The organism is Janthinobacterium sp. B9-8 (genome assembly GCF_000969645.2).
In the GTDB taxonomy this organism is placed as follows: domain Bacteria; phylum Pseudomonadota; class Gammaproteobacteria; order Burkholderiales; family Chitinibacteraceae; genus Iodobacter.
Genome location: NZ_CP014222.1, coordinates 869,798 through 894,776 on the forward strand (window position 1 = coordinate 869,798; position 24,979 = coordinate 894,776).

The 24,979-nt window shown below is 47.9% G+C and carries 23 protein-coding genes, 1 tRNA gene and 1 rRNA gene; 11 read left to right on the plus strand and 14 right to left on the minus strand.

Annotated features, from left to right (window positions below; genetic code table 11):
• Window position 1: 1 nt before the first annotated feature.
• The 8 genes from VN23_RS03780 to VN23_RS03815 form a co-directional block, all read right to left on the minus strand.
• Window positions 2–802 carry an amino acid ABC transporter permease gene (locus VN23_RS03780; RefSeq protein ID WP_082752573.1) on the minus strand — a complete coding sequence of 267 codons (801 nt, stop codon included), beginning with the start codon at window positions 800–802 and terminating at the stop codon, window positions 2–4.
• 90 nt (window positions 803–892) lie between these two features.
• Entirely contained in the window at window positions 893–1,639 is a 747-nt protein-coding gene (locus tag VN23_RS03785) for a basic amino acid ABC transporter substrate-binding protein (protein WP_082752574.1), read from the minus strand.
• A gap of 299 nt (window positions 1,640–1,938) precedes the next feature.
• Complete coding sequence (locus VN23_RS03790; RefSeq protein ID WP_046353148.1) at window positions 1,939–2,766, minus strand: HDOD domain-containing protein; 828 nt, start codon at window positions 2,764–2,766, stop codon at window positions 1,939–1,941.
• Between the two features lie 149 nt (window positions 2,767–2,915).
• Window positions 2,916–4,124: a branched-chain amino acid ABC transporter substrate-binding protein gene (locus tag VN23_RS03795; RefSeq protein ID WP_046353147.1), complete on the minus strand. Its 1,209-nt coding sequence runs from the start codon at window positions 4,122–4,124 to the stop codon at window positions 2,916–2,918.
• Between the two features lie 168 nt (window positions 4,125–4,292).
• Entirely contained in the window at window positions 4,293–5,270 is a 978-nt protein-coding gene (locus VN23_RS03800) for a hypothetical protein (RefSeq protein WP_052746740.1), read from the minus strand.
• Between the two features lie 50 nt (window positions 5,271–5,320).
• A complete protein-coding gene (gene radC / locus VN23_RS03805) occupies window positions 5,321–5,995 on the minus strand; it encodes a RadC family protein (RefSeq protein WP_046353146.1) in 675 nt (224 codons plus the stop codon).
• Window positions 5,996–6,405: 410 nt separating this feature from the next.
• A complete protein-coding gene (locus VN23_RS03810) occupies window positions 6,406–7,572 on the minus strand; it encodes an AlbA family DNA-binding domain-containing protein (protein ID WP_046353145.1) in 1,167 nt (388 codons plus the stop codon).
• A gap of 234 nt (window positions 7,573–7,806) precedes the next feature.
• Complete coding sequence (locus VN23_RS03815; protein ID WP_046353144.1) at window positions 7,807–8,694, minus strand: LysR family transcriptional regulator; 888 nt, start codon at window positions 8,692–8,694, stop codon at window positions 7,807–7,809.
• Between the two features lie 178 nt (window positions 8,695–8,872).
• Between VN23_RS03815 and VN23_RS03820 the strand changes: the two genes are divergently transcribed.
• The 3 genes from VN23_RS03820 (at window position 8,873) to dut (ending at window position 11,796) form a co-directional block, all read left to right on the plus strand.
• Window positions 8,873–9,931, plus strand: coding sequence for an agmatine deiminase family protein (locus tag VN23_RS03820; protein ID WP_231743336.1), 1,059 nt, complete (start codon window positions 8,873–8,875; stop codon window positions 9,929–9,931).
• A gap of 229 nt (window positions 9,932–10,160) precedes the next feature.
• Window positions 10,161–11,342: a bifunctional phosphopantothenoylcysteine decarboxylase/phosphopantothenate--cysteine ligase CoaBC gene (gene coaBC, locus VN23_RS03825; RefSeq protein ID WP_046353142.1), complete on the plus strand. Its 1,182-nt coding sequence runs from the start codon at window positions 10,161–10,163 to the stop codon at window positions 11,340–11,342.
• Between the two features lie 4 nt (window positions 11,343–11,346).
• The gene (dut, locus tag VN23_RS03830; RefSeq protein WP_046353141.1) at window positions 11,347–11,796 is read left to right on the plus strand and encodes a dUTP diphosphatase; all 450 of its coding nucleotides are present in this window, start codon (window positions 11,347–11,349) and stop codon (window positions 11,794–11,796) included.
• A 114-nt stretch (window positions 11,797–11,910) separates the two neighbouring features.
• On the opposite strand, the gene bfr (VN23_RS03835) is transcribed toward dut, so the two are convergent.
• Entirely contained in the window at window positions 11,911–12,378 is a 468-nt protein-coding gene (gene bfr, locus VN23_RS03835; RefSeq protein ID WP_046353140.1) for a bacterioferritin, read from the minus strand.
• A gap of 11 nt (window positions 12,379–12,389) precedes the next feature.
• A complete protein-coding gene (gene bfr, locus VN23_RS03840; protein WP_046353139.1) occupies window positions 12,390–12,860 on the minus strand; it encodes a bacterioferritin in 471 nt (156 codons plus the stop codon).
• Between the two features lie 347 nt (window positions 12,861–13,207).
• Between bfr (VN23_RS03840) and hisN the strand changes: the two genes are divergently transcribed.
• Both hisN and VN23_RS03850 read left to right on the plus strand, forming a co-directional pair.
• Window positions 13,208–13,984 carry a histidinol-phosphatase gene (gene hisN, locus VN23_RS03845; RefSeq protein ID WP_046353138.1) on the plus strand — a complete coding sequence of 259 codons (777 nt, stop codon included), beginning with the start codon at window positions 13,208–13,210 and terminating at the stop codon, window positions 13,982–13,984.
• A gap of 33 nt (window positions 13,985–14,017) precedes the next feature.
• Window positions 14,018–14,215 (plus strand): DUF3460 family protein, encoded by a 198-nt coding sequence (locus VN23_RS03850; RefSeq protein WP_380187020.1) that lies wholly within the window; start codon window positions 14,018–14,020, stop codon window positions 14,213–14,215.
• Window positions 14,216–14,274: 59 nt separating this feature from the next.
• Here VN23_RS03850 and VN23_RS03855 read toward each other — a convergent pair whose 3' ends face one another.
• The 3 genes from VN23_RS03855 to purT all read right to left on the minus strand — a co-directional run bounded on the left by VN23_RS03855 (window position 14,275) and on the right by purT (window position 17,706).
• The gene (locus VN23_RS03855) at window positions 14,275–15,906 is read right to left on the minus strand and encodes a methyl-accepting chemotaxis protein (protein WP_046353136.1); all 1,632 of its coding nucleotides are present in this window, start codon (window positions 15,904–15,906) and stop codon (window positions 14,275–14,277) included.
• Between the two features lie 210 nt (window positions 15,907–16,116).
• The gene (locus VN23_RS03860) at window positions 16,117–16,506 is read right to left on the minus strand and encodes a group II truncated hemoglobin (protein ID WP_046353135.1); all 390 of its coding nucleotides are present in this window, start codon (window positions 16,504–16,506) and stop codon (window positions 16,117–16,119) included.
• 3 nt (window positions 16,507–16,509) lie between these two features.
• Window positions 16,510–17,706 (minus strand): formate-dependent phosphoribosylglycinamide formyltransferase, encoded by a 1,197-nt coding sequence (gene purT / locus VN23_RS03865; protein WP_046353134.1) that lies wholly within the window; start codon window positions 17,704–17,706, stop codon window positions 16,510–16,512.
• 485 nt (window positions 17,707–18,191) lie between these two features.
• Between purT and VN23_RS03870 the strand changes: the two genes are divergently transcribed.
• On the plus strand, window positions 18,192–18,989 hold the full coding sequence (locus tag VN23_RS03870) for an outer membrane protein OmpK (protein ID WP_046353133.1): 798 nt from the start codon (window positions 18,192–18,194) through the stop codon (window positions 18,987–18,989).
• 546 nt (window positions 18,990–19,535) lie between these two features.
• Complete coding sequence (locus tag VN23_RS03875; protein WP_046353132.1) at window positions 19,536–19,955, plus strand: hypothetical protein; 420 nt, start codon at window positions 19,536–19,538, stop codon at window positions 19,953–19,955.
• An 82-nt stretch (window positions 19,956–20,037) separates the two neighbouring features.
• On the opposite strand, the gene VN23_RS03880 is transcribed toward VN23_RS03875, so the two are convergent.
• Window positions 20,038–20,253, minus strand: a complete 216-nt coding sequence (locus tag VN23_RS03880; RefSeq protein WP_046353131.1) for a DUF1653 domain-containing protein — start codon at window positions 20,251–20,253, stop codon at window positions 20,038–20,040.
• 264 nt (window positions 20,254–20,517) lie between these two features.
• On the opposite strand from VN23_RS03880, the gene leuB reads away from it, so the two are divergent.
• The 4 genes from leuB to VN23_RS03900 all read left to right on the plus strand — a co-directional run bounded on the left by leuB (window position 20,518) and on the right by VN23_RS03900 (window position 24,854).
• Complete coding sequence (gene leuB / locus VN23_RS03885) at window positions 20,518–21,582, plus strand: 3-isopropylmalate dehydrogenase (protein WP_046353130.1); 1,065 nt, start codon at window positions 20,518–20,520, stop codon at window positions 21,580–21,582.
• A gap of 243 nt (window positions 21,583–21,825) precedes the next feature.
• Window positions 21,826–22,788 carry an Asd/ArgC dimerization domain-containing protein gene (locus VN23_RS03890; protein WP_046353129.1) on the plus strand — a complete coding sequence of 321 codons (963 nt, stop codon included), beginning with the start codon at window positions 21,826–21,828 and terminating at the stop codon, window positions 22,786–22,788.
• Between the two features lie 372 nt (window positions 22,789–23,160).
• A 16S ribosomal RNA gene (locus VN23_RS03895) occupies window positions 23,161–24,694 on the plus strand.
• A gap of 83 nt (window positions 24,695–24,777) precedes the next feature.
• Window positions 24,778–24,854, plus strand: a tRNA-Ile gene (locus VN23_RS03900).
• Window positions 24,855–24,979 lie beyond the last annotated feature (125 nt).

The window sequence follows — 24,979 nt, forward strand, 5'->3', positions numbered from 1 at the left end:
TTTAGTGAATGCCGCCGCTGGCTTGATAATGTTTCTCTAGCTTATTGACGCCTGCAGCCATTAACAGGGTCAGAATTAAGTAGAGGAAGGAAATCGTAAGGTAAGGCTCCCAGTAGCGGGAGTAGGCGCCCGCCACAGTTCTGGCGGCGTAAGCCAGCTCAGCCAGACCAATAGCGGATACCAGCGAGCTGTCTTTGAGCAGCATAATAGCTTCATTGCCCAGTGGAGGCAGCATGCGGCGGAAGGCTTGCGGGATAATCACAAAGCGCATGGTTTGCCAGTAATTCATCCCTAGGGAGCGTGATGCTTCAAACTGGCCCTTGGCAATGGACTGAATACCCGCACGGAAAATCTCGGTGATATAAGCGCCCGCATTAAGGGTAAGTGCCACAAGGCCCGACATAAATGCGCCGTAATCCTGGCGAAGGGTTGAGGCCAGATCACCGCTGATCAACAAGCCATCTGTTGGATGGACCAGCATGGGCATGACGGCAAAGTGGGTGAGCAAAATTTGCACAAATAAAGGCGTGCCGCGGAAAAAGGTGACGTAGGCAGATGAAGGCCAGCGGATGAGGAGGAGTACAGGGTATTTCCAGAGGCCGTGCTTTACATCAGCAAGGCGTGCCATCCCTGCAAATAAACCGATTAAAGTACCAAATACCACGGCAATCAGGGTGATGCCGATGGTCATCTGCATGCCATCGATAAAGAGTGAACGATATTCCCAGACAATCTGTAATTGAAAGTTAGAAAGGAGGGGAACGGCGGTTTGCATCTGTTGCCAAAAGGTAATGAAATCCATTGTCATGCCATATTCAGATTGCGGAATAAAAAAGCGCAAGCCAGCAGGTTTGCGCTTATGAAGAGTTAAGCCGATTTTAAATGATTAAGCTTAGTTACCGAAGTATTTCTTGTGGATTTTATCGTAAGTACCATCGGCTTTAATTGCGGCGATGCCTTTGTTTAGTTTTTCTAAGAGTTCTTTATTACCTTTCTTTACAGCAAAGCCGTAGAATTCTTTTGCGAAAGTTGCATCATCAATGGTTTTCAAATTGGATGCTTTGTTGTTGCTGATGAAATTGACCACTACGCCATTGTCAGCAACAACGGCATCAACGCCGCCATTTTGCAGCTCTTTAATGGCTAAAGGTGTGGATTCGAAGCGCTTGATATTTGGGCTGGTTTTGCCTAGCAGCTTTTGAACGATTTCATCACCGGTTGTGCCGGTTTGTACGCCCACCTTCTTACCTTTCAGTGCTGTAAAGTTGCTGATGTTGCTTTTCTTGGCGACAGCAATCAGTTGTTTGGCTTCAAAGTAAGGATCGGAGAAGTCCATGCTGAGCTTGCGCTCTGGGGTAATGGTTACGGCAGAGGCGACTAAATCGCGATCGCCAGAGCTAAGCGTCGCAAAAATACCTTCCCAAGGGGTGTTGTGCAGCTGAACTTCCATGCCTGCTTTGAGTGCAACAGCTTTAATAACATCCATATCGAAGCCGACGATTTCTTTTTTTTCATTTACGGATTCAAATGGAGCATATGCGGCATCGGTTGCGACTTGATAAACCTTGGCGGCATATACAGGAGTAGTAAACAACGAGGCACTGGCGAGCAATAGAATTATATTTTTTTTGCTGAACATTGTTAAATCTCCGCATTGGGTGGTTTGCCGATTCTTTGCTATGAGGCATCCGGCAAGACAAGACTAAGTGTTGACCTCTGATTTGAATATCAGGCTAATCCCGCATTTTAAACGCTATTTTTTTGCATTGTAGGCGTCTGAGATGGTTGTGTTTTACTAGCTCAGACATTAATGCGTATTGAGTATTATTTTGGGTCGGTTTTCATTGCCTGCACATCAAAAAACCGGCCATGCTGCCGGTTTTTTGTGAGGCGGGTGTATTGTTTTTAGCCCGCAGCAGGGCACGGTTTGGCAAATAATTAGCCGATCATTTCTTCCATGCCGGAGGCAAGTTCTTTGGTCTCTGCAAGGTGGATACTTAAAGCATCCACATCAAGGGCAAGCGCATCAAGCGAGGATGCCGGCAAGCTATTGGCTAATGCCTGCTCATTTTCGCTTGTGGTTTCATGGTGGGCAATGTGGAGCGCCAGATGCAAAATATGGCTGAGTTTTGAGCTTGGATCCTGCTCGCTGGGCATGTTCTGATATTTAACAGCCATTTGGATTTCTACCGGAAAATTCCAGCGACGGGCAAGCTCTTCCCCCACCATGACATAATCAAAACCAATATTGTTGGTTTCTAAGGCCACCCGGTCAGCTGCGCCGTTTTCTACATACTGATCAATTTTTGCGGCAAGCTCAGGCGCCACAATATGAATCAGCATTTCACCAATGCTGTGAATCATGCCGGTGGTAAAGGCAATTTCGCCATTGTATTTGGTTTGTTTGGATAGCCATTTAGCCAGTGTTGCAACGCGCAGGCTGTGTTTCCAGAAGCGCTTGCGATCGAAGCCCGGTGTAGTGATAAATGCGCCGGTAACGCCCGATGCAACGACTAAGGTGCGTACGGTGTTAAAACCAAGGACAACGACGGCCTCATTCACTGAGGCAATTTGCCTGGATGAACCAAAGTGCGCAGAATTAGCCAAGCGCAGCACTTTAGCGGTAATGACTTGATCGAGTGCGATTTTCTTGGCAATGGTCTCGATATCAATATCATCTTTGCTAAAGCTGTCTATCAGCTCCTGAACCACTTTGGGTATGGTTGGCAGTTTATGCGTTTGTTCAAAGACTTCTTCAAGTTTCATGGTCTCGCTCTCCCGTATTGCGTGCATTTTTATTTGAATGCCGTTTTATCCTAGATCAAGGCCAAGCTATTCGCTAGCGAATCCAAGTCTGCTATTTTAAAAAAAAGGCGACACAAGGGTCGCCTTTTTTAATGACGTTTTAATGAAGCTTACTTTGCTTCACCTGCTACCACTTCGATGACTTCCCACTTACCACCTTTTACTTGGTAAACGGTGATTGGGCCATTTTTAATATCGCCTTTCTCATCAAAGCTAATGACGCCAGTAACGCCTTTGTATTCGATTTTTTGTAGCTCAGGCAGGTACTTGGCAGGATCCACCGAGCCTGCTTTCTTCATGGCTTCAATCATGACTTTGGTGGCGTCATAGTTGTAAGGCGCATAGAGATTAACATCCACGCCAAACTTGGTTTTGAATTTTGTTAAGAATTCAGCGCCACCGGGCATGCTTTCTTTTGACTGGCCAGGGCTTGAAGACACCATGCCTTCAGAATCAGCGCCCGCTAGTTTAATAAATTCAGGGGTTTGTGTGCCATCGCCGCCCATAATCTTTGCGACAATGCCCAGTTTTTTAGCTTGTTTTTTAAGCGGTGCGGCTTGCGCATCCATACCACCATAAAACACCAGATCAGGCTTTGCGCCCTTAATGCTGGTTAAAATGGCGTTGAAGTCGGTTTCCTGATTGGTGGTGAATTCACGCTTAACCACTTCAGCACCCGCTGCTTTGGCTGCTTTTTCAAACTCATCCGCCAAGCCTTGGCCATAAGCTGTACGGTCATCAATAATGGCTACTTTTTTGGCAGCTAGTTTTTTAACTGCAAAATCACCTAGTACTTTACCTTGCTGAGCATCATTGCTCATCACGCGGAAAGTAGATTTAAAGCCTTGTGCTGTGTAAGCAACGGCAGTTGCTGATGGGGAAATTTGTGGAATCCCAGCGTCAGCATAAATTTTGGATGCGGGAATGGATGTACCAGAATTCATATGACCAATAATGCCAGCGACTTTCATATCGACAAAGCGTTGGGCCACGGTGGTTGCGGTTTTAGGATCGGCTTGATCGTCTTCAGAAACCAGTTCAAATTTTACTTTTTTACCGCCAATATCCGCGCCGCCTTCAGCATTGACTTCGTCAATGGCCATGCGTGTGCCATTTTCGTTGTCTTTACCGAAGTGAGCGTTATTGCCAGTAAGCGGGGCTGAGTGAGCGATTTTTACTGTGTCGCCGCTGCTGCTTGCAGCAGGCTGAGCTGTTTCAGCAGCCGCTTGGCTGGCCACATCTTTGGGGGCTTCTTGTTTGCCACAAGCGCCGAGAGTCAGGATGGCAGCCGCGATAAGGCTGTAACGTGCAATAGTCATATCTCTATTCCTTGGTGTGAATTATTGCTTCAGCAGGCCGATGCCTGCCTTATTAGAGGCTATTCACTATTGCAGTCGCAATCGAATTACAGGAAATAGCAGAGAGCTGTATCTAAGGCGCAACACACCCCTCGGGTATGGTATTTTTACCTGCTTTTATTATGCAATTCAGATTGTAAGGTCAATTTGCTGCATGCTGCCGCCACTGCCATCTTCCCTTAAATAAATACCCGACGCACGTATCTGGCCCAGTTGTTCATTATGCTGATTGTTTAGATCAAAATTCGCTTTCGCATGGCCAAGAAAGAGGGCGCCTATGCCTTTATCGCTGAGGCTAAGTAGCTGTTCATTGTTGCTATCATCTTTGATCCATAGCTTTAACTGGGCAAAGATGCTGTCTTCTTCGTCGATCCAACCATTTTTGTCTTCATCATATTGCGTTAAATCAGCAAAGCCATTGCCGCTTTGTGTGCCAAATAGCTCGCTGCCCTGACTTATTTTGCCATCCTCATTTTTATCCAGAGCAAGAAAGCCGCTGCCAGATTTGAGTAAGCTTACTTTTTGTTGCGAGCCATCGCTTGCGAGATCAAAACTGAATTTTTTGTCTGACAAAAGGGCGGCAGGAGCGGCGTAATTGATAACTAGCGGGTCTTTTTTTGGTTTTTCCAGATTGCCGGAATAAACACCTGTTTGTGTGGAAAACTGGTAGCTGCGGCTTAAAGACAGCTCGGCTGCAAATTGAATTTCCCGGCCATCAGACGTCTGTATTTTGCCTTTTGCCTGAAACTGAGTGCTTTCTGTTTCTGAGTAGTGATTTGCCGATTCAATAGAAAAGCCACCTTGCGCTGACGGTGGAGGGTTTTGTTCGGCTTGCTCGGGCGCTGGCTCTGCGGGCGCCTCTTCATCAAAGCCCCAGAATTTGATTTCATAACCCAGAATACTTTCCAGCAAGCTTTTAATCAGTGAAACACGCTGATCAAGCGTACTTAAAGAAAATTGATTGCGTGCCGCTGAGGAAATTTCTACTTCAGTATCAGGTAGAGAAGGGCTGTTGGCGGCTTGTAGATTGATGTGGAATGATTGTGTTTGTTCGGAATGAAAATAACGCTCAGCAACAAGGCTGACCTGGCTGTGTGTGATACGCATGATGGCGGCTCCGGAGTATCTCTCTCCTATCGACGTTGACACTGGCTTATTTAGAGCAGGCCGAGTTCTGCCATCGAGATGACCTGATGTGCGGCAACAATGCAGTGGTCAAGTAAGCGTACATCAATTATTTCTAGGGTATTTCGTAATTGTTGGGTGATATGCAGATCTGCATCAGAGGGTTGCGGGCTGCCCGATGGGTGATTATGCGCCACGATGACAGCGGCCGCATTCAGGGTTAAAGCGCGCCTTGCAACCTCACGTGGGTAAATGCGGGTTTCAGAGAGCGAGCCTTTAAATAGTGTTTCGGCGCTGATGAGCTGGTGGGCGGTATTTAGAAACAGGGCGTGGAATTCTTCGTGATCCAAGCCGCGCAGCCGTAGTTTTAAAAACGCTTTAACCGATGCAGGCGAGGTAAACGCATCATTGCTGCGCAGCTCTTCACTGAGCGCGCGTTTGGACATTTCGAGGACGGCTTGTAGCTGGCAGTACTTGGCCGAACCCATGCCATGAATCTGGCACAGTGCATTGTGTGGCGCGTGGAATAGTTTTTCTAAAGAGCCAAAGTAAAGCAGCAGATCACGGGCTAAATCGACCGCGCTTTTACCCTTTACGCCGACGCGTAAAAACAGCGCGAGCAGCTCAGCATCGCTCAGGCTTTCTGCGCCGTGGGCCAGTAGCTTCTCTCTGGGGCGCTCGTCTTCGGGCCAGTCGGTGATTGCCATAGGAAAATACCGTTGAGTCGATATTTTTAGTGTAGGTCGTTTGTGGTGCTGGTTTTGCACGCACGATGGGTGGTACAGGGGCCCTGTTCGTAGCAGCTTTTAGAGCTTGTAGCTCTGGCTGTTGCTGAGTGCACATCAACGTTAGTTCGCACAGCCGTGTGGCGGAGTTAATCGAATTATTATGATCAGATGCCGCTTGTATGATCTCGCTGGAGCAAATGGCTTTGCCGTAGGGCAGTTATGTCACCACCTTGCAAAGAGAATTTTGAGTCCTGCTGGTGGGCTATGCAATCTCGCCAACTTTGCGACCGCGTTTAAGCGCGAATTTGGTTTTACGCCAAGGCAGTTAGGGCGAGGGGGTATTTAGTCTTGCCTGCACTGTTTGGAAAAATCAAAGCCTTGCTAAGGATTTATTTGGGACGAAGGCGGAAATCTCCTGTGCTGGGATCAAAATCCAAGCAACGCTCTTCACCAAAAGCTTGCCATAAGATATCCAGCATCGGGCGTAGAACAATATCTATCTTTGTAGTTTCGATATTTTCTAGCCAAACAGGTGGAATAATAAGGTGGGGCCTGTCAACGATGGTATGGCTATCTTGAATGAATGGATCCTTTCCTATTCTAAGTTTGCATCCATCGACATTAAGAACAGCAATGCTTAGTACTGCGGGACCAGTAAAATCCCAGTCTGCGGCCTGTTTAATAAGCAAGTTGGACATATCATGGAAGAACTTTGACATGGCCCGTGAAAAAACGACGCCTTTACCTCCGTAACCGGCACTTTCTATCGCCCCAGTCCGAAATATATGGCTATAACCACAGCATTCAAATTCAATGCTTCTGTCAAAAATAAAGAGGCCATCTAAATTAAAGGCTCGGTCAGGAGTACTCCAGTTAGACCCTTTAAATTTAGAATATTCATGTAAATAAAGAGCATTCAGGTCCACCGTTTTTTTGCCAGTAAACCCTAAAATAGGAACAAGATGCACCACAAGTAGGGATCCAAATTTAAGTGGCTTTGGTGTGTTTTTGTCGATGATAAGTTGAAGGCGACCGCTAATAAATCGTCGGGCTTGTTCTGCCAGTGATGCGGTCCGGTCGAAGGCTGTGCGAAGTTGATCGTAGTTTAAATCACTGGTGCTGGTGCCATTTCGCATAACGAACCTTCGTTGCTTATTAATGTTATAGATGCAGTGAGGGCCATCAAAAGAGGCAGGTACTCGAATAACTAGTACATATCCGTTCGCTACAGTAATTTCTTGAAGTCTAATGCCTTGCACCCTTGGCTCTAAGCCATCAAGCACTTGTGAAATTCTTCGCTTCACTGCATCTGCAGCTTCATTGGTAATGGCTATAAGCTCAGATGCAGCGCCATTAATCTCCGCAATACCATAGACAAGGTCACCACCATCCGCGTTCGCTAGAGCACATACATCTTTTAGTAGCTCATTCTTTTCTCCTTCACCATTTCTGGGGAGCTCACGCTTAAAATCAAGGGTGCTCGATTCAGGGCAATGATCATCACATAATTTACGTAAGAAATTTTCGTCAAGGTTACTGAGGCTTTCGTTTAGCAAGCGGGTTCCTTTGGCCGCCTATGGCAGCGATTTAAGGGGTTAGGTTGGTAGAAGCATAGGATGATTACCGCCTAAAAAAGGATATTTAATCGCGGTTTCTTCTGCCTTTAATGCTTAATCAGCGTTTTCCACTCAACAAGGTACATACGGCTGCTGGCCGTGCGGCGATTGGCTTATTTCTGCCTGTTCCACTTATCGTGCTTGGACCTAAGAATTTGCCATATAATGTGCAGCTTAATGCCCTGCTTGCCGCAATAACCAATCAAACACCTGCTGCACAATCTCTGCCCGCGGCTGGCCTGCTACCTTGGATATCCACCAGCTTGGCCCGCTGAGGCGTGGGTAATCGGCCAGCATCACGAGGCGGCCTTGGTCTAAATCATCCGTGGCGAGTAAGCGGGGAATGCAGGCGATTCCCCAGCCACGCAGCACGGCGTCGAGCAGCAGGCGGGAGTCGTCATAAATGGTTTGTTTACGAAATGGGCCAAGTTGCTCCTGAAATAGCTTGGCAGTGTGATCATTAGTCAGCATGGCTTCTAAACACAGTAAGCCCGTGTGCAAATGGTGTTGCTCCTGCGGCAGCGGTGCCAGCTTATGGGCGAGCGTGCCCGAGCAAACGGTGATCCATTCATCTTGCAAAAAAGGGCGCTCTAATAAGCCTGCTTCTTGAATTGGCCGATTGCCAATTGCGATATCCACATCCACTTCATCAATAAAACGCGCAGTTTCATCGGTAGAGAGCACAAGGCAAAGATCGGGCAAGGCAGTTTGCAAGAGATTCAGTTTGGGCTGTAGCCAGCCATGCAGCAGGGCGGCTGGGCAAACGATGCTCACTAAGCCAGAGTCGAGATAAGTGGCGATGTTGTTTAAGCCGTTTTGTAGCATGTCGATTGATTGCCGCACGCTGCGCTGCAGCACTTCACCGGCTACGGTGAGCTCCACGCCACGGCCAACTCGATGAAAAAGCGGCTGGCCAAGTTGTTTTTCTAAATCACTGATCTGATGGCTAATTGCTGATTGCGATAGGCAAAGCTCGTCTGCCGCTCGCGAAAAATGCCCGAGGCGGGCGGCGGCTTCAAAGCCGATAAGGAGTTTGAGCGAAGGAATGCGCTGGGCCGACATATGAGAAAACCTAATTAGTTATGGCAAAAAACATCAGTATTCATCAGGTATGTCATGGATGCACAATACTTTTTTGCCGAGAGCATGTGCAATCCTTTTTTTAGAATGGAATAAATTCAATATGACAACACGACGTAATTTTTTAAAGCAGAGCTTGCTAGGATCCGGCGCTCTTTTGATGGCTGGAACGGTAGCTAGCCCATTGAATAATCTTGCTTTTGCCGCACCGGACGAGAGTGGCTGGCGCATGCCTGAGGAAGGCGAGCCACATGTTGCAACTTGGATGGGTTTTGCTCCTAGTGCAGGATTCTTGGACAGGCGTTTACAAGTAGGGGCGCATGATAATTTAGCGACGATTGCCGCTACGATTGCGGCTTTTGAATCCGTTAATATGCTGGTGTGTGAAGAAGACTATGCGCTTGCTGCTAAAAAATGCGGGGCAGGGGTTAAGCTGATCGTGCAGCCGATTGATGATTTATGGCTGAGGGATACGGGGGCGGTGTTTGTAAAAAATACGCAAGGCCAGCGTGCTGCGGTGAATTTTAATTTTAACGGTTGGGGTAATAAGCAGGTGCATGGGGACGATGCAAAAGTGGCAGGTTTTATGGGCCAGTCTTTAAAGCAAAAAATCCTGACTACTTCGCTGGTATTGGAGGGCGGAGGGATTGAGGTGGATGGCGAAGGCACTGCCATCATCACAGAAAGCTGCGTACTGAATGCCAATCGCAACCCTCGCGTAAGCAAGGCGCAGTGCGAGGCGGAGCTAAAACGGCTGCTCGGTGTCAGCAAAATCATCTGGCTACCCGGCATTGCAGGGCGCGATATTACCGATGGGCATACTGATTTTTACGCCCGCTTTACCCGCCCCGGTGTAGTGGTGGCAGGCTTTGATAGCGATCCTGCTTCTTATGATCATGCCGTAACCAAGCGTCACCTGGAAATACTGCGCAAAGCCACCGATGCCAAGGGGCGTAAATTAAATGTGGTGGTGCTGCAAGGGCCATCGTCTGTGCGCAAGAAGTATAAAAACAATGACTTTGCTGCAGGATATATCAATTTTTATCTGTGCAACCACGCCGTCATCGCCCCCGAATTTGGCGATGTGAAGGCAGACCGCAATACTCGGGATATTCTGCGTGATCTGTTCCCCGAGCGCGAAGTGGTGCAGCTGAATATCGACGCCATTGCCGCATGCGGTGGCGGTATTCATTGCACGACTCAGCAGCAGCCGGCTTAGGCTATGGACGCGTGGGCATAAAAACAGGCCCACCCTACATTTTGTTCCGTGTAGAGCGGTTGAACTAAGTATGTAAAAAATGGACTGGTTTTGCTCGTGCTACGCATACGTCAGTAAGGCTCAGTGCCTTTTCCTCAAATGCCTTGCTCCGGCTTACTCCTATCCAACAGTACTTATGGTCTATCCTCAGTTAAACTATCGTCTGTGTCTTATTTAAGAGAGCTTAGCCATGAGCCAAAAACGCATCGTACTTGGGGTCACCGGTGGCGTTGCCGCGTATAAAGCTGTTGAACTGGTGCGCTTACTCACGAAAGCGTCTTATGAAGTTCAAGTGGTGATGACCGAGGCCGCAACCAGGTTTGTTGGGCCGGTTACCTTTCAAGCGGTATCTGGCCGCCCAGTGTTCGTTGATCTGTGGGATGGCCGCGCGCCTAATAATATGGCGCATATTGATTTAACCCGCGGTGCTCACGCCATTGTTGTCGCCCCAGCTACGGCTGATTTTATGGCGAAAGTGGCCAATGGTTTTGCGGATGATTTGCTGTCGACCTTAGTGGCCGCGCGCGATTGTCCGCTGTTATTAGCGCCCGCCATGAATCGGCAAATGTGGGAAAACCCGCCGAATCAGCGCAATGTGGCACAGCTGATTTCTGATGGAGTGCATATTCTGGGGCCGGGTGAGGGCGAGCAGGCCTGCGGTGAAATAGGTCTTGGCCGGATGCTAGAGCCTGAAGCGCTGTTGCAGCATATCGATGCATTTTTTCAGCTGAAATTACTGGCGGGTAAACGGGTGTTGATTACGGCGGGGCCTACTTTCGAGCGCATCGACGCCGTGCGCGGCATTACTAATAGCAGCTCAGGCAAAATGGGCTACGCCATTGCCCGTGCGGCTTGGGAGTCTGGCGCTGATGTGGTGCTGGTGTCCGGTGAAACCGCCTTGCCAGAGCCGCTAGGTTGCCGCCGCATTGATGTGGTTAGCGCCGAGGAAATGTTACAAGCCGTGAATGCCGAAATAGAAGAAGCCGATATCTTTATCAGCGTGGCCGCCGTTTCTGATTACTATGTGCTTAATCCTTCTGAGCAAAAAATCAAAAAAGACGCGCACATCCTTACCCTTGAGCTAGGTCCTAATCCGGATATTCTGGCCAATATCACGGCGCGGGATAATCCGCCATTCTGCGTGGGCTTTGCCGCCGAATCTGAAAATCTGCTGGAATACGCAGAAGCCAAGCGTAAGCGCAAAAAACTACCGCTGCTGGCGGCTAATTTAGTGCAAAACGCGATGGGCTCTGATGAAAATGAAATTATTTTGCTTGATGATGATGGTGAAACCCGATTAACTCGCGCCCCCAAGCTCGATGTAGCACGCCGTTTGATTGCGCATATCGCGCGGCTTTATCAAAAAAGGTAAGAAAATGTCTCAGATTGATGTAAAGATTTTAGATGGCCGGTTGAAAGAAAATCTGCCGCAATACGCCACCAAAGGTTCGGCAGGCCTTGATTTACGTGCCTGCCTTGATGTGCCGATGGAGCTGGCACCGGGAGCCACTCAGCTGGTGCCAACCGGCATGGCACTGCATCTGGATGATCCGGGCCTTGCCGCCATGATTCTGCCGCGCTCCGGTCTTGGTCATAAGCACGGGATTGTGTTGGGTAATTTAGTGGGTTTGATCGATTCTGATTACCAAGGGCAGATTTTTGTCTCGGTATGGAATCGTAGCCAAGTGCCGTTCACCATCCAGCCTATGGAGCGCATCGCCCAGCTGGTGATTGTGCCCGTGGTGCAGGTGGAATTTAATCTGGTCGATGAATTTGCCGATTCAGATCGTGGTGAAGGTGGTTTTGGCAGTACGGGTAAGCATTGATTCTGCCAATCAATCGCTAAGTAGTTGATTGAGCTGGCACGAAAAAGCCGCGTCTTCCGTATGCAGAAAGACGCGGCTTTTTTATGGAGCAAGGCCTTGGCTACAAAGCCTCTTTTACATTTGGGTCTGCAAGTAATTAGGCAGGCCAACGGCTTTAATCAGGCCGAGTTGTTGCTCTAGCCAATGCGCATGATCTTGCTCGGTATCGTCTAAAAGCTTAATCAGCATATTACGGCTGACGTAGTCTTGCTCTTGCTCACAAACCGCGATAACGCGTTTGAGGGCGGTGGCTACATCGTATTCGGTGAGCAGATCGTTGTGCAGCATGGCAGGTACATCGGCACCAATACGAAGTGCATCACGGCCTGCTACATCGGGGATGCCACCGAGAAATAGAATACGGGCAATCAAAAGGGTGGAATGGCCAATTTCATCTTGGCGCTCGTGATCGATGCGCTCATAGAGCTTACTATAGCCCCAGTTGTGATACATCTGACTATGCACAAAGTATTGGTCGACGGAGGTGAGTTCGGTAACCAGCAGCTCTTTTAAGCCTGCGATTACATTTTGTTTACCTTGCATGATGATCTTCCTTAGGCGTCGATTTGTGATTGGAGATAATTTGCTAGGCCGAGTGAAACTTGTAGTTCGGCTTGGGTTTCTAGCCAATCAACGTATTCTTCTTCGTCTTCGAGCAGGTCTTCCAGAATATCGCGTGAAACGTAGTCTTGCTCCAGCTCACAGGTTTCAATTGCTTGGCGCAAAGTGGTGAGATGGCTGCTGACCAGTTTTAGATCACATTCCAGCATTTCAGGCGTATTTTCACCGATATATAATTTGCCGAGCTGTTGTAAATTAGGCAGGCCTTCAAGCATCAGAATGCGGGTGATCAGCTTGTCTGCCCGTTTCATGGCATCAATTGATTCGTGATATACGGCGTCGTTCAGCTTTTTTAAGCCCCAGTTACGGTACATACGCGCGTGTAAGAAGAATTGATTGATTGCAATTAATTCATTGCCTAGTACGCTATTGAGCGAGCTAAGGACGAGTTTGCTACCTTGCATTTTGTATTCTCCAGTGGCCAGCGCTTATTTATGATTAATAAGCTGCGGGTAATTTTGGGATTTGCTCCCTAATGAGAACTAATTGCATTAAATCTGTTTTAATATCTCAGCGCTCATTTTATTCTTTTTTATGGCTATTGCCACTGTTTATTGTGCCATTTTACATTTATTCGTTTTTATTAAGAATGGTTCTTTTTTATATTATGTATTTTTTGTTGAAAAATAAATGAGGATTAATTTCAATTGCTTAAATGTTTACAATAATATTATTCAATGAATAAAAACCATTATTATTTAACTGTGGTTTATGCTACTTTTGCCTCCCTATATTCTGCTTCGGAGTTCAAATGCGATTGCCCGATGAAATGATTGCACTTGCGGCGCAACTGGCGGACGCCAGCGCTGCAGCGATACGTCCTTATTTTCGTAGCCCTCTGGCGATTGATGATAAAAATGATCACAGCCCAGTGACCATTGCAGATCGTGAGGCGGAGCGTGTCATGCGCGAGCTGATCCAAAAAATCCGTCCGCAAGATGGCATCATCGGCGAAGAATTTGGCCGCGAGAGAGAAGATGCCGAGTGGGTATGGGTGCTCGACCCGATTGATGGCACCAAGTCGTTTACCGTGGGTAGGGCCTTGTTTGTAACGCTGATAGGCCTCTTGCATCACGGCAAGCCGGTATTGGGCATTATTAATCAGCCGATCCAGAATGAGCGCTGGCTGGGTATTACCGGGCAGGGGGCTTGGTTCAATGGCGAGCCGGTGGTGGCCAATCAAATCGAGCAGCTGCAAGCGGCAAGATTAGGCACAACAGGGCCGCAGTACCTAGATGCGGGCGCGGCTGGCTTTGCGCGTTTGTCAGAGCAGTGTCGCTTTAATACCTATGGTGGCGATGGCTACTTATATGCACAGGTGGCGAGCGGCTGGCTGGAGCTGGTGGTGGAAGAAGGCTTAAAACTACATGACTTTGCGGCGCTTGCCCCTGTGGTGAACGGTGCAGGTGGGTGTATGACCGATTGGCAGGGCAAAGCGCTTGATATGCATAGTGAAGGGCGGGTTTTGGCTGCTGCGAACCCAATATTACATGCGGCAGCGCTGCCATTTCTGCTGAACGCGGTATAATGCATTTATTCGTCACATCTAACGTGGATGGCCATGTTTAAGAACACACAATACGTTTCAGAATTCACCCAGTTTATGCGTGGCTATTTGGGGGATAATCCTGAAGTGGCTGAAGGTCAGCTTGAAGGCCGTGCACTGCTTTGGGATAAAGCGCCGTTGGATTTAGACGAGCGTGCCCGCACGGTAGCATCACAGATTCAGCAAAAGCCTTACCCTTATCAGGCTGATTAAGTATCTAGGCATAAAAAACACCGCCGTTTGAAACGGCGGTGTTTTTACGTGGGCGTTATTTAAGTGCGGTATTGGCTGATCAGGGTATTAAGTGTTGAAGCAATTCCGCGTAGCTCTTCAGAAAGATCGCTGGTGCTGCTGGCGGTAGCATGGTTTTCTTCACTTGCTTGGGCGATTTTTTCAATATTGTTGGCAATATCCTGGCTGGCCGAACTTTGCTCGCCAATGGCATCGGCCATTTGGGCGATGTCGTTCACGGTGTTTTTGGATTGCTGCTCCAGATTGGCCAGTGATTCAGCCACGCTTTGTGTGTTTCTAACGCCGCTTTCTACCATGCGGCTGGCGTGCTGCATCCCTTCTGAGGCGGTGCTGGTGTCTCTTTGCACGGCTTCAATTTTGCTGGTGATTTCGGTGGTGGCTTGGGTGGTGCGTTCAGCCAGTTTTCTGACTTCATCAGCAACGACGGCAAAGCCACGGCCTAAATCGCCTGCCCGGGCCGCTTCAATTGCGGCATTGAGCGCTAGCAAGTTGGTTTGATCGGCAATGTCTTTAATGACCATTACAATGCTGCCAATTTCACCAGAACGCTGATTCAGCTGATCGATCACTGCGGCAGAGCTGTTGATGTTTTCTGCAATCTGGCGGATTTCATTTGCAGTGCGGTTGGCAGAGAGTGCGCCTTCGGCGGCGGTCGATGCACCACGCCGTGCTTCTGCGTTTAGCCCTTCTGCGCTGGTGGAGATCATATTGACACTGACGGAAAGCTCTTCGACTGCGGCAGCGGTGGCACTGGATGCTGACGATTGAATTTCGGATGAGTCCGTCATCTGCCGCGCAGCAGAAGAGAGCGTTTCTGATGAAATTAATAGCTGGCTGGAGTTTTTGCGTGATTCGCTGATCACTTTACTCATGCTGGTCAACAGGCGATTAATCACAGCAGAAGATTGACTGATTTCGTCATGACCTGATTGATCTAATCTCAGGGCTAAATTACCGGTGTTATCTATTTCTGTAATGGTTTCCTGCAGTGCAGCAAGAGGGCGGCGGATGCTGCGAATAATCATCAAGGCGCTGGTTATGCCAATTAAAATGGCAAAAAACATCAGGGTAATAGAGATGCTGATGGTGGCTGCAGTTAGTGTGCTGAGTGTTTCGTCCATCCCTTTGGCAAGGCTGATGGCATCATCCGCCAGCTTGGTCAGGCCTTCTTGCATGGCACGAACTGGTTCTTTAAATTTAGAAAAGTCGGTGTTGATTTCGCTGGCTTTTTGGTATTTTCCGGATTGGATTTCTTTAAATACGCTTTTAAATCCTTCGGCGTAGCTTTTTAGATTCTGACTTAGTTCGTTGATTTTTTGCAAATCGCTTGCTTCAGCGTTACTTTCGCTACTTTTGATTGCAGCTTGGGTTTTATCCAGTGCTTGATCCCATTTTATTTTGTACTCAGTTATTTTTGTTGGGTTTTCAAAATTAAGAAAAATATCTTTTTCAAAGCGGCGTAAATCGGTGATTTGATGGCGCGCTTCAATTAAATCGAGTGAGTAGCCTAAGTTATGTTCCAGCATATTGTTGCTTAGGCTTTCTTGGCGATTAAGCCCCCAAAGACCGATTGCGCCCACGCTGATGAGTAAAAAAAGCAGCAGGGCAAACCCACCAGCCAGCCTTGCGGCAATTGTAAATTTAGATAGCATGGAGTTCTCCAAAGGGAAGCAGTTGTTATAGATTGTAGAGTTGATTGACCGTATTGCCAGTAGAAAGCGCAATGGATTGAATAATATTTAAAGGAAGGGATTTAATCGGTATGTTGAGCTAAAAAAATACCGCATTCAATTGAATGAATACGGTATTAGCAGAACGATGAGGGGTCAATCAGGTATTAATTGCAGTACATTAAGTGGATATTATTTATTACGCATAAAGTCAGCTGTGCGGAAAAATGCGTCTTCTAAATGATCACGTAATGAGCTTTCCATCGGAATCTCTTTCATGGCCTGAAACATACACATCAACCATTGATCGCGCTCATCTTCTCCAATGGAAAAAGGCATGTGGCGTGCACGCAGCATAGGGTGGCCGTATTTCTCAATAAAGTACTGTGGCCCGCCTAGCCAACCCGATAAAAAATCAAAAAATTTATCGCGAATCAGCGTGCTGTCTGCATGGTGCATGGCGCGAATACCGCTGGCGCGCGGGTCGCTATACATAATGTCGTAAAAGCGATCGACCAATTGACGCAATACGGCATCGCCACCCAAGAGTTGGTAAGGTGTCATTTCTGCTACATCTTGCATTGCTTATTCCTTAACGGGCTTAACTAAGCTGGCTGCCAGCTTGGCGCGGCTGCGTGCTTCATCGGTGCTTGTGCCTGCTGCGAGCGCTACGCCCATGCGGCGGCGAGTAAAGCTTTCTGGTTTACCAAATAGTCGCAGATCGGCACGCGGTACGGCCAGCGCTTGCTCCAAGCCTTCAAAGGCAATCGCTGTTTCTTCCATGCCGCCGTAAATCACGGCGCTGGCAGCGGGTTCGCGCAACGTGGCATCAATCGGCAGCATTAAAATAGCGCGGGCGTGCAACTCGAACTCTGAAAAACGCTGGCTGGCTAGGGTCACCAAGCCGGTGTCGTGCGGGCGGGGGCTGACTTCAGAGAACCAGACATCGTCGCCTTTAACGAATAGCTCCACACCAAACAAGCCTCGGCCACCTAGATCTTGGGTTATTTTCTGGGCAATATCACGGGCGCGTTCTAAGGCCAGCGGGCGCATCGCTTGGGGTTGCCAGCTTTCCACATAATCGCCATTTTTTTGAATATGGCCGATGGGGTCGCAGAAAAAGGTTTCAATCTCGCCCGACTGGCCTAGTGCACGGATGGTAAGTAGGGTGATTTCGTACTCAAAATCCACAAAGCCTTCCACAATCACCCGGCCTTGATTAACACGGCTACCGCTGGCTGCATAATCCCAAGCGGCGTCGATTTCGGCGGCATCACGAATAAACGACTGCCCTTTGCCGGAAGACGACATCACTGGTTTAATCAGGCACGGCAGCCCAATGATATCAATAGCACTGCGCATTTCAGCGAGAGACGAGGCGAACTGGTAGCTAGAAGTCGGCAAGCCCAGCTCTTCGGCAGCTAAGCGGCGTATGCCTTCACGATTCATGGTGAGATGAGTGGCGCGCGCGCTAGGAATCACTCTAGCAAGGCCATCTGCCTCAATCTCTAAAAGGGCAGAAGTTGCAATTGCTTCGATTTCCGGCACGATTAAATGCGGACGCTCCAGCTCGACCAAGGCACGCAGCGCAATGGGGTCGGCCATATTAATTACATGGCTGCGATGCGCCACTTGCATGCCGGGCGCGTCGGCATAGCGATCTACCGCAATCACTTCAACGCCCAGCCTTTGCAAGGCGATGATGACTTCTTTACCTAGCTCGCCGCTTCCTAGCAGCATCACTTTGGTGGCGGAGGCAGAAAGAGGCGTGCCGATACGCATAGTTTTTTCCGGGGCAAGAGACTTGAAGGAGGCGGATTTTAACATGCAGCTGCGTGATTGGCTTGCTGCCAACGCGAGGTGAATCAATCAAACTGTCTCTTGAAAAGAAACAGACTTAAGATGCTTAGAGCTGCAGTGTTTATTGTAGTGCTTTGTTTTTTAAATGGATTTAATCCAATCGAGCTGAAATGTGTGTTTGTTAGTGTGAATAAAAATGGATTATTGTAAGTGTATTGATTTATTGCTGATTTTTTATTTATAAGTTTTATTGGTTTTTATTCCAATGGCATTGTATGTGTATGGTAATAGTTAGCTTTTCTTATGTTTTATCAAGAATATTCGCAGCAAAATCCATTAATCTGTTTTTTAAACGTATTTTATTTACTGGCGTAAATAAACTCGTTATGCTGCGCTCCCCTGTATCGGTTGGGGGCTGCGTGTTTACAGATTTCTACCGAATTAAATAATAAAATGATGAGCTTAATATGAAACTCCGCAATATTTTAGTCGCAGCCAGCATCCTGGCTACTCCTGCTGCATTTGCTGCTAATGATTGGTCATTCAAGAATGTGAGTGTTAATTGGCTGGACTGGTCTAATGGCACCGAAGATCGCACAAATGCAGGCGCATTTGCCGGTAAAAAAGACTTTGCCTTTTTAGAAGTAGAGGGTGGCTTTGGTGGTGACTGGGGCGAAGCATACGGTTTCTTTGATGTTGAAAATCCAACGAAAGCGAAGAGCGAGCCAGATTCCCGCGAAAATCGTCGCTACGTTGTTAAAGCCGTTGCTCGCTTTAATATTGTTCAGGCCGGTCCAGTGCCTGTACAAGCTTATGTACATGTTTATGATTTACGCGACACAGGTACAAATTTCTTCTCGCAGAACCGAGTTTTAGGTTTGGGTACAAGTCTTTCTAGCGGTAATTTCTGGATCAAACCGTTTGTGGGGGCACATCAGCAGCTGGACCAAAATATCGGCGCACACGCTAATGGCGTGATGGCGGGTTATGTGGCTGGTTATAGCTTCCAAATGTTTGGCCAATCCTTTATGGCAACCCAATGGCACGAAACAGAATTTAATCGTGACGATAAATTCTTAACTATGGGCAGCCCAGCGGGTGGCGTGACTAAGGGTGATTCAACAGGTCAAAATGGCGCAGTATCACTCTGGTGGAATGTCAGCAAAGAATTCACCACGGGCTTGCAATATCGCTATGCAGATCAAAAATTAGGCTCTGCTTCATATCAGAATGCTATGATTTATACGGCTAAATATAATTTCTAATTGATTATTTAATCTTGGTATAAAAACCCGCTGCGGCGGGTTTTTTTGCGTGCAGATTCAGGTGGCGGGCGCGCTGGGTTTTAAGAAAGAATCACAAGCTGAGATCTGATCTTTGCACGATGTTTTTTAAGCTTACTTAATATACTTACACTGTGTATCTGGGCGAGATTTATTTTTGGTGGCTTAAAAAATGCCGCTTTGTATTTCAGCAACAATATTTTTAAGTGTCAGTATCTTTATTTTTCTTTTGTAGTTCAATGTAAAACTTACATTAAAATCAGGGCAAATCCTTTGTTTTAGCCATTATTTTTATGACTTTCTCAGGTGGTTTGTAGTGCTTAGGTATTAGTTTCTAATGCTACATAAACGTAGTCACAACGCGGTATTTAAAGCTTCTCCTCGTTTGAGTCAAACTTTGATATTCTTTTGCTGTGAAGTAGTGTCGTTATTGTTTAAAAAATAAAGCTTTCATAGTGAGCAGGGCACAAGTAAACGCGATCACTTGGGAGCTTTCCTTGTCTTTCTTATCTATCAAAAGGTATAAAAATGAAAAAAATGCTACCTCTTTTATCGCTATGCCTGTTGCTTGGTTGTGCTAATCCTGTGCGGGATGGAATTAATAATTTGCGTACTTCCGTGCGTAATGGGTTTCAAGATATGAAAGTTGAAGTCACTCCTGAAGTCTCTAAAATTGCGACTTTAGAAGAGGTGAAGTTGGAAGCTACATTAGACGATCGATTCGATTTAAACGGTTATATTACGTATGCAAAATCGTGCAATCAATTTTTAACAATGGATGTTCGATTTTATAGTGCGGGTGGTTCATCGCTTGGCAATAGCATTGCAATGTCAAAAGCTTATAAATCAGGAGAGCGAGCAAAGTTTAAAGCGTCATTTAAGCAAATTGCAAAAGATCGTAGTGAGTTGATTAGTAAAGTGGTTGTGAGTAATTTAAAGTGCTCATAGTCGGTTGGGCAATGTCCTGAAATGTGAATATAAAAAAGGAAGCCAGGCGGCTTCCTTTTTTGCATCTGATAAGGGCGTCTTTTTATTTGGAATGCCAACGAAAGCGCGGCATCGTTTCGCCTTTGTAAGTAATCTCTTCAATAAACATCGCCAGTGGCCGCACCCAAAGATCAAATTTACCGTAAAGGCAGCGATAAACCACCATTTCTTCCTCGGTTTCACTGTGTTTGGCTAGGCCAATCACTTGATAAAGTGGGCCTTTGTAGTGTTGGTAGATGCCGTTTTTAATGACGCTCATTTTTTCTTTTCTTTATAAGGAGGTGGAATGAATCGCCTGTAAGCGACTTCTTGGCGTGTTTGGCGATAGCAGGTAAGATCCAAGGCGAATCTTTACGCGCATTGTATTTAATCGTAAGCACTTATGAAAAAGTTTTCCAGCAAGGCGTGACGACGCAGACAGTATGGAGCGTACGGCAAGGAGGAATAATGCAGCTGGGGAATTTTTACGCAAGCGCTTGTTGCGCTTGTAATCCATTTAAAGACTAGCAAAAGGTTGATCGGTATGAAGATTGCAGTATTGCCAGGCGATGGCATTGGCCCAGAAATTATCAGAGAAGCCCGCAAAGTATTGGAAGTGCTGCAAAAAGAAGGCCTAGCGATCACGCTTGAAGAAGCGCCTTTGGGGGGGGCTGCTTACGATCAGTACGGCTCGCCTTATCCAGAAGTCACGCAAAAATTAGCGCGTGAGGCCGATGCGGTTTTGCTGGGGGCGGTGGGTGGCCCTGCTTACGATAATCTGGATCGCCCGCTACGCCCAGAGCGTGGTTTATTGGCGATTCGTAAAGATTTAAGCCTATTTGCTAATTTACGCCCTGCCATTCTTTACCCTGAGCTGGCGAATGCTTCCACGCTCAAGCCAGAAGTGGTTAGCGGACTAGATATTATGATTGTGCGCGAGCTGACGGGGGATATTTATTTTGGTCAGCCACGCGGTATTCGCATCAATGCAGCAGGCGAGCGTGAAGGCTTTAACACCATGCTTTACGCCGAATCAGAAGTGCGCCGCATTGCCCATGTAGCTTTCGGTATCGCGATGAAGCGTAATAAAAAATTGTGTTCGGTAGATAAAGCCAATGTGCTGGAAGCCACTGAGTTTTGGAAAGAAATTATGATCGACGTGGCTAGGGAATATCCTGAAGTTGCGCTCAGCCATATGTATGTGGATAACGCGGCCATGCAATTGGTGCGTAATCCTAAGCAATTTGATGTGATGGTCACCGGCAATATCTTTGGCGATATTTTGAGTGATGAGGCGTCGATGTTGACCGGCTCGATCGGCATGCTGCCATCTGCATCCTTGGATGCCAATAATAAAGGCTTGTATGAGCCTAGCCACGGCTCGGCTCCCGATATTGCAGGCAAAAATCTAGCTAATCCATTGGCGACGATTCTGTCGGTGGCGATGATGATGCGTTACAGCTTTAATTTAGAAACGGTCGCGCAGCGGATTGAAAGCGCGGTGAAAAAAGTGCTGGCCGATGGTTTGCGCACTGCAGATATTTTTGAGGAAGGCACCCGCAAAGTAAGCTGCTCAGAAATGGGCGATGCGGTGGTCGCGGCCTTGTAAAAGAGTTGGCTGGACACATCTTATAAGCAGGGCGCATATTGCGCCCTGCTTGTTTTATAACAGTACGGCTTTTAGTTTGCGAAAAACACGCAAGACGTGAGCAAAGCCAGATAGGTCGCGTCATTCTTGTAGTGGATGGATGTAATGCCTAAGGTTTTCTCCGTGTTCTGTTGTTAACTCTGTGCGCTCTGTGTCTACAGATTTTAAGGTTTTGGTGTGTTTATATTTTCAAAGGATTTGATCATGGCTGTAAAACCGCTTTCTTTAGCTGTCGTTGGGGCAAATAGCACTTCGGGCGAGACATTATTAGAAGTGTTGGGTGCTACATCGCAGTCGTTCTCCACCTTTTTTCCTTTGGCGGTGACAGATGAAGGCGAGATGGTCGAGTTTCGCGGGCAAGATTTCCCCATCATGGGCGTGGAAGAGTTCAATTGGGAAGTGCCGGATTTAGTGGTGTTCTGCGGTGAAGATCCGGCTTGTGCGGCTCGCTATGCCAGGATCGCTGCAGATGCGGGTGCGGCCGTTGTGGATTTAAGTGGTGGTGCAGACGTGCCTCTGGCCGAACCTGATGCTCGTCTAAAACGTGGTGGTGTAGCGCGTATGCCGCATGAAGTGACAACTATTTTGTTGCCGGTGCTGAAAGCCTTAGCAAAAGCAGCGCCTTTTTCTGGCTTAACCGTAACGGCGATGCTGTCGGTTTCGCAAGACGGCAAGCGGGCGATTGACGAGCTATCTGAGCAAACGCGTGCCTTGTTTGCGCAGAGCGAAGTGCAAATCGAGCATTACGCAAAACGCATGGCGTTTAATTTGCACCCTTCCATTGGTGTAATTGATGAGTTCGGTGCCAGTGCTGAAGAAACACGCATCATTGCCGAAGTGGCTAGCGTTTGTGTGGATGTGCCGATGTCGCTGACGTGTACTCGAGTACCGATGTTTTTTGGCCATGGCATTAGCTTAAATGTACGCTTTGCGGACGATGTGACTTTAAATACCCTAAAGGCAGCGTTAACAGATGCAGAAGGTGTTTATTTGTTAGAGGCACAAGGCGCGGCAGGCTTGGTTACACCACAGGACGTGATTGGTGGCGATAAAGTCTGGGTAAGCCGTGTACGCGCCAGTGGTCAGGGTGTGTCGCTTTGGCTGACTGGGGACAATACCCGCTTGGGCGCAATGGCAGTACTGCGCTTATTAGGTGCGGCGGCTTAAGGTTTATCATGAAGTCCACCTGTCGGTGGGCTATTCCTATGCCAGAGCAAGTGTTTGAGTTGGCTTTTTATTTGCCGGGGGGGGGGGGTGATTGATTTTTCTGGTGCAGTTTAATCAACGACTTAGCGACTTGCTCGGTTTTATCTTAGTAATGGGGTTGACCGAATAGGGTGTCGCCGGTATAGTTCGGCCTCTCGCTGCAGTACACACAGCAACACGGTGATGTCGCAGTGGCGAAACGATCTTTAAAAAAATACAGTCGATGAGTGTGAGTGCTTGATTCGGAAGCGAAACAAGTGCTTGCATTAATAAGGAGTAACCAGCGATGGTTGCTCTGAATAAAGTAAGCCAGTAAGTACTAGCATAGAGATTAAACTAAAGAGTTTGATCCTGGCTCAGATTGAACGCTGGCGGCATGCTTTACACATGCAAGTCGAACGGTAACAGGGTGCTTGCACCGCTGACGAGTGGCGAACGGGTGAGTAATATATCGGAACGTACCTAGTAATGGGGGATAACTATCCGAAAGGATAGCTAATACCGCATACGCCCTGAGGGGGAAAGAGGGGGATCGCAAGACCTCTCGTTATTAGAGCGGCCGATATCAGATTAGCTAGTTGGTGAGGTAAAGGCTCACCAAGGCAACGATCTGTAGCGGGTCTTAGAGGACGATCCGCCACACTGGAACTGAGACACGGTCCAGACTCCTACGGGAGGCAGCAGTGGGGAATCTTGGACAATGGGCGCAAGCCTGATCCAGCAATGCCGCGTGCGTGAAGAAGGCCTTCGGGTTGTAAAGCGCTTTTGTTCGGGAGGAAATCCTAGTGGCTAATATCCATTGGGGATGACAGTACCGGAAGAATAAGGACCGGCTAACTACGTGCCAGCAGCCGCGGTAATACGTAGGGTCCAAGCGTTAATCGGAATTACTGGGCGTAAAGGGTGCGCAGGTGGTTGATTAAGTGTGATGTGAAAGCCCCGGGCTCAACCTGGGAATTGCATTGCAAACTGTTCAACTAGAGTATGGCAGAGGGGGGTGGAATTCCGCGTGTAGCAGTGAAATGCGTAGAGATGCGGAGGAACACCGATGGCGAAGGCAACCCCCTGGGCTAATACTGACACTCATGCACGAAAGCGTGGGGAGCAAACAGGATTAGATACCCTGGTAGTCCACGCCCTAAACGATGTCTACTAGTTGTTGGGGAATTCGTTCCTTAGTAACGCAGCTAACGCGTGAAGTAGACCGCCTGGGGAGTACGGCCGCAAGGCTAAAACTCAAAGGAATTGACGGGGGCCCGCACAAGCGGTGGATGATGTGGATTAATTCGATGCAACGCGAAAAACCTTACCTAGCCTTGACATGTCAAGAATCCTTTAGAGATAGAGGAGTGCCGCAAGGAACTTGAACACAGGTGCTGCATGGCTGTCGTCAGCTCGTGTCGTGAGATGTTGGGTTAAGTCCCGCAACGAGCGCAACCCTTGTCCTTAGTTGCTACCATTTAGTTGGGCACTTTAAGGAGACTGCCGGTGACAAACCGGAGGAAGGTGGGGATGACGTCAAGTCCTCATGGCCCTTATGGCTAGGGCTTCACACGTCATACAATGGTCGGTACAGAGGGTTGCCAAGCCGCGAGGTGGAGCTAATCTCATAAAACCGATCGTAGTCCGGATTGGAGTCTGCAACTCGACTCCATGAAGTCGGAATCGCTAGTAATCGCGGATCAGCATGTCGCGGTGAATACGTTCCCGGGCCTTGTACACACCGCCCGTCACACCATGGGAATGGGTTTCACCAGAAGTAGGTAGGCTAACCGTAAGGAGGCCGCTTACCACGGTGGGATTCATGACTGGGGTGAAGTCGTAACAAGGTAGCCGTAGGGGAACCTGCGGCTGGATCACCTCCTTTCAAGAGAAAGTCTTTTGGATTGAGTACTCACACTCATCGACTGTAGAAAAGAAGATACGAGAAGTTTTCGTGAAAATCACATTGGGTCAGTAGCTCAGTCGGTTAGAGCATCGTCTTGATAAGGCGGGGGTCACAGGTTCGATTCCTGTCTGACCCACCATTCATTCCTTGGAGTGCATGGTTGGAAAGCTCTGTCAAAGAGCGACCAGTTTGGTTTTGAATTGCAGAAAAGTAATTGCAAGCGAGGCGAGAAATGAAATCTCGACGTTTACTAAAGTAAACGAG

What these genes read in the sequence shown, in the direction of transcription:
- VN23_RS03780 (WP_082752573.1), bottom strand. Translation starts at nt 802, where the DNA reads ATGGATTTCATTACCTTTTGGCAACAGATGCAAACCGCCGTTCCCCTC.
- VN23_RS03785 (WP_082752574.1), bottom strand. Translation starts at nt 1,639, where the DNA reads ATGTTCAGCAAAAAAAATATAATTCTATTGCTCGCCAGTGCCTCGTTG.
- VN23_RS03790 (WP_046353148.1), bottom strand. Translation starts at nt 2,766, where the DNA reads ATGAAACTTGAAGAAGTCTTTGAACAAACGCATAAACTGCCAACCATA.
- VN23_RS03795 (WP_046353147.1), bottom strand. Translation starts at nt 4,124, where the DNA reads ATGACTATTGCACGTTACAGCCTTATCGCGGCTGCCATCCTGACTCTC.
- VN23_RS03800 (WP_052746740.1), bottom strand. Translation starts at nt 5,270, where the DNA reads ATGCGTATCACACACAGCCAGGTCAGCCTTGTTGCTGAGCGTTATTTT.
- radC (WP_046353146.1), bottom strand. Translation starts at nt 5,995, where the DNA reads ATGGCAATCACCGACTGGCCCGAAGACGAGCGCCCCAGAGAGAAGCTA.
- VN23_RS03815 (WP_046353144.1), bottom strand. Translation starts at nt 8,694, where the DNA reads ATGTCGGCCCAGCGCATTCCTTCGCTCAAACTCCTTATCGGCTTTGAA.
- VN23_RS03820 (WP_231743336.1), top strand. Translation starts at nt 8,873, where the DNA reads ATGGCTGGAACGGTAGCTAGCCCATTGAATAATCTTGCTTTTGCCGCA.
- coaBC (WP_046353142.1), top strand. Translation starts at nt 10,161, where the DNA reads ATGAGCCAAAAACGCATCGTACTTGGGGTCACCGGTGGCGTTGCCGCG.
- dut (WP_046353141.1), top strand. Translation starts at nt 11,347, where the DNA reads ATGTCTCAGATTGATGTAAAGATTTTAGATGGCCGGTTGAAAGAAAAT.
- bfr (WP_046353140.1), bottom strand. Translation starts at nt 12,378, where the DNA reads ATGCAAGGTAAACAAAATGTAATCGCAGGCTTAAAAGAGCTGCTGGTT.
- bfr (WP_046353139.1), bottom strand. Translation starts at nt 12,860, where the DNA reads ATGCAAGGTAGCAAACTCGTCCTTAGCTCGCTCAATAGCGTACTAGGC.
- hisN (WP_046353138.1), top strand. Translation starts at nt 13,208, where the DNA reads ATGCGATTGCCCGATGAAATGATTGCACTTGCGGCGCAACTGGCGGAC.
- VN23_RS03850 (WP_380187020.1), top strand. Translation starts at nt 14,018, where the DNA reads ATGTTTAAGAACACACAATACGTTTCAGAATTCACCCAGTTTATGCGT.
- VN23_RS03855 (WP_046353136.1), bottom strand. Translation starts at nt 15,906, where the DNA reads ATGCTATCTAAATTTACAATTGCCGCAAGGCTGGCTGGTGGGTTTGCC.
- VN23_RS03860 (WP_046353135.1), bottom strand. Translation starts at nt 16,506, where the DNA reads ATGCAAGATGTAGCAGAAATGACACCTTACCAACTCTTGGGTGGCGAT.
- purT (WP_046353134.1), bottom strand. Translation starts at nt 17,706, where the DNA reads ATGCGTATCGGCACGCCTCTTTCTGCCTCCGCCACCAAAGTGATGCTG.
- VN23_RS03870 (WP_046353133.1), top strand. Translation starts at nt 18,192, where the DNA reads ATGAAACTCCGCAATATTTTAGTCGCAGCCAGCATCCTGGCTACTCCT.
- VN23_RS03875 (WP_046353132.1), top strand. Translation starts at nt 19,536, where the DNA reads ATGAAAAAAATGCTACCTCTTTTATCGCTATGCCTGTTGCTTGGTTGT.
- VN23_RS03880 (WP_046353131.1), bottom strand. Translation starts at nt 20,253, where the DNA reads ATGAGCGTCATTAAAAACGGCATCTACCAACACTACAAAGGCCCACTT.
- leuB (WP_046353130.1), top strand. Translation starts at nt 20,518, where the DNA reads ATGAAGATTGCAGTATTGCCAGGCGATGGCATTGGCCCAGAAATTATC.
- VN23_RS03890 (WP_046353129.1), top strand. Translation starts at nt 21,826, where the DNA reads ATGGCTGTAAAACCGCTTTCTTTAGCTGTCGTTGGGGCAAATAGCACT.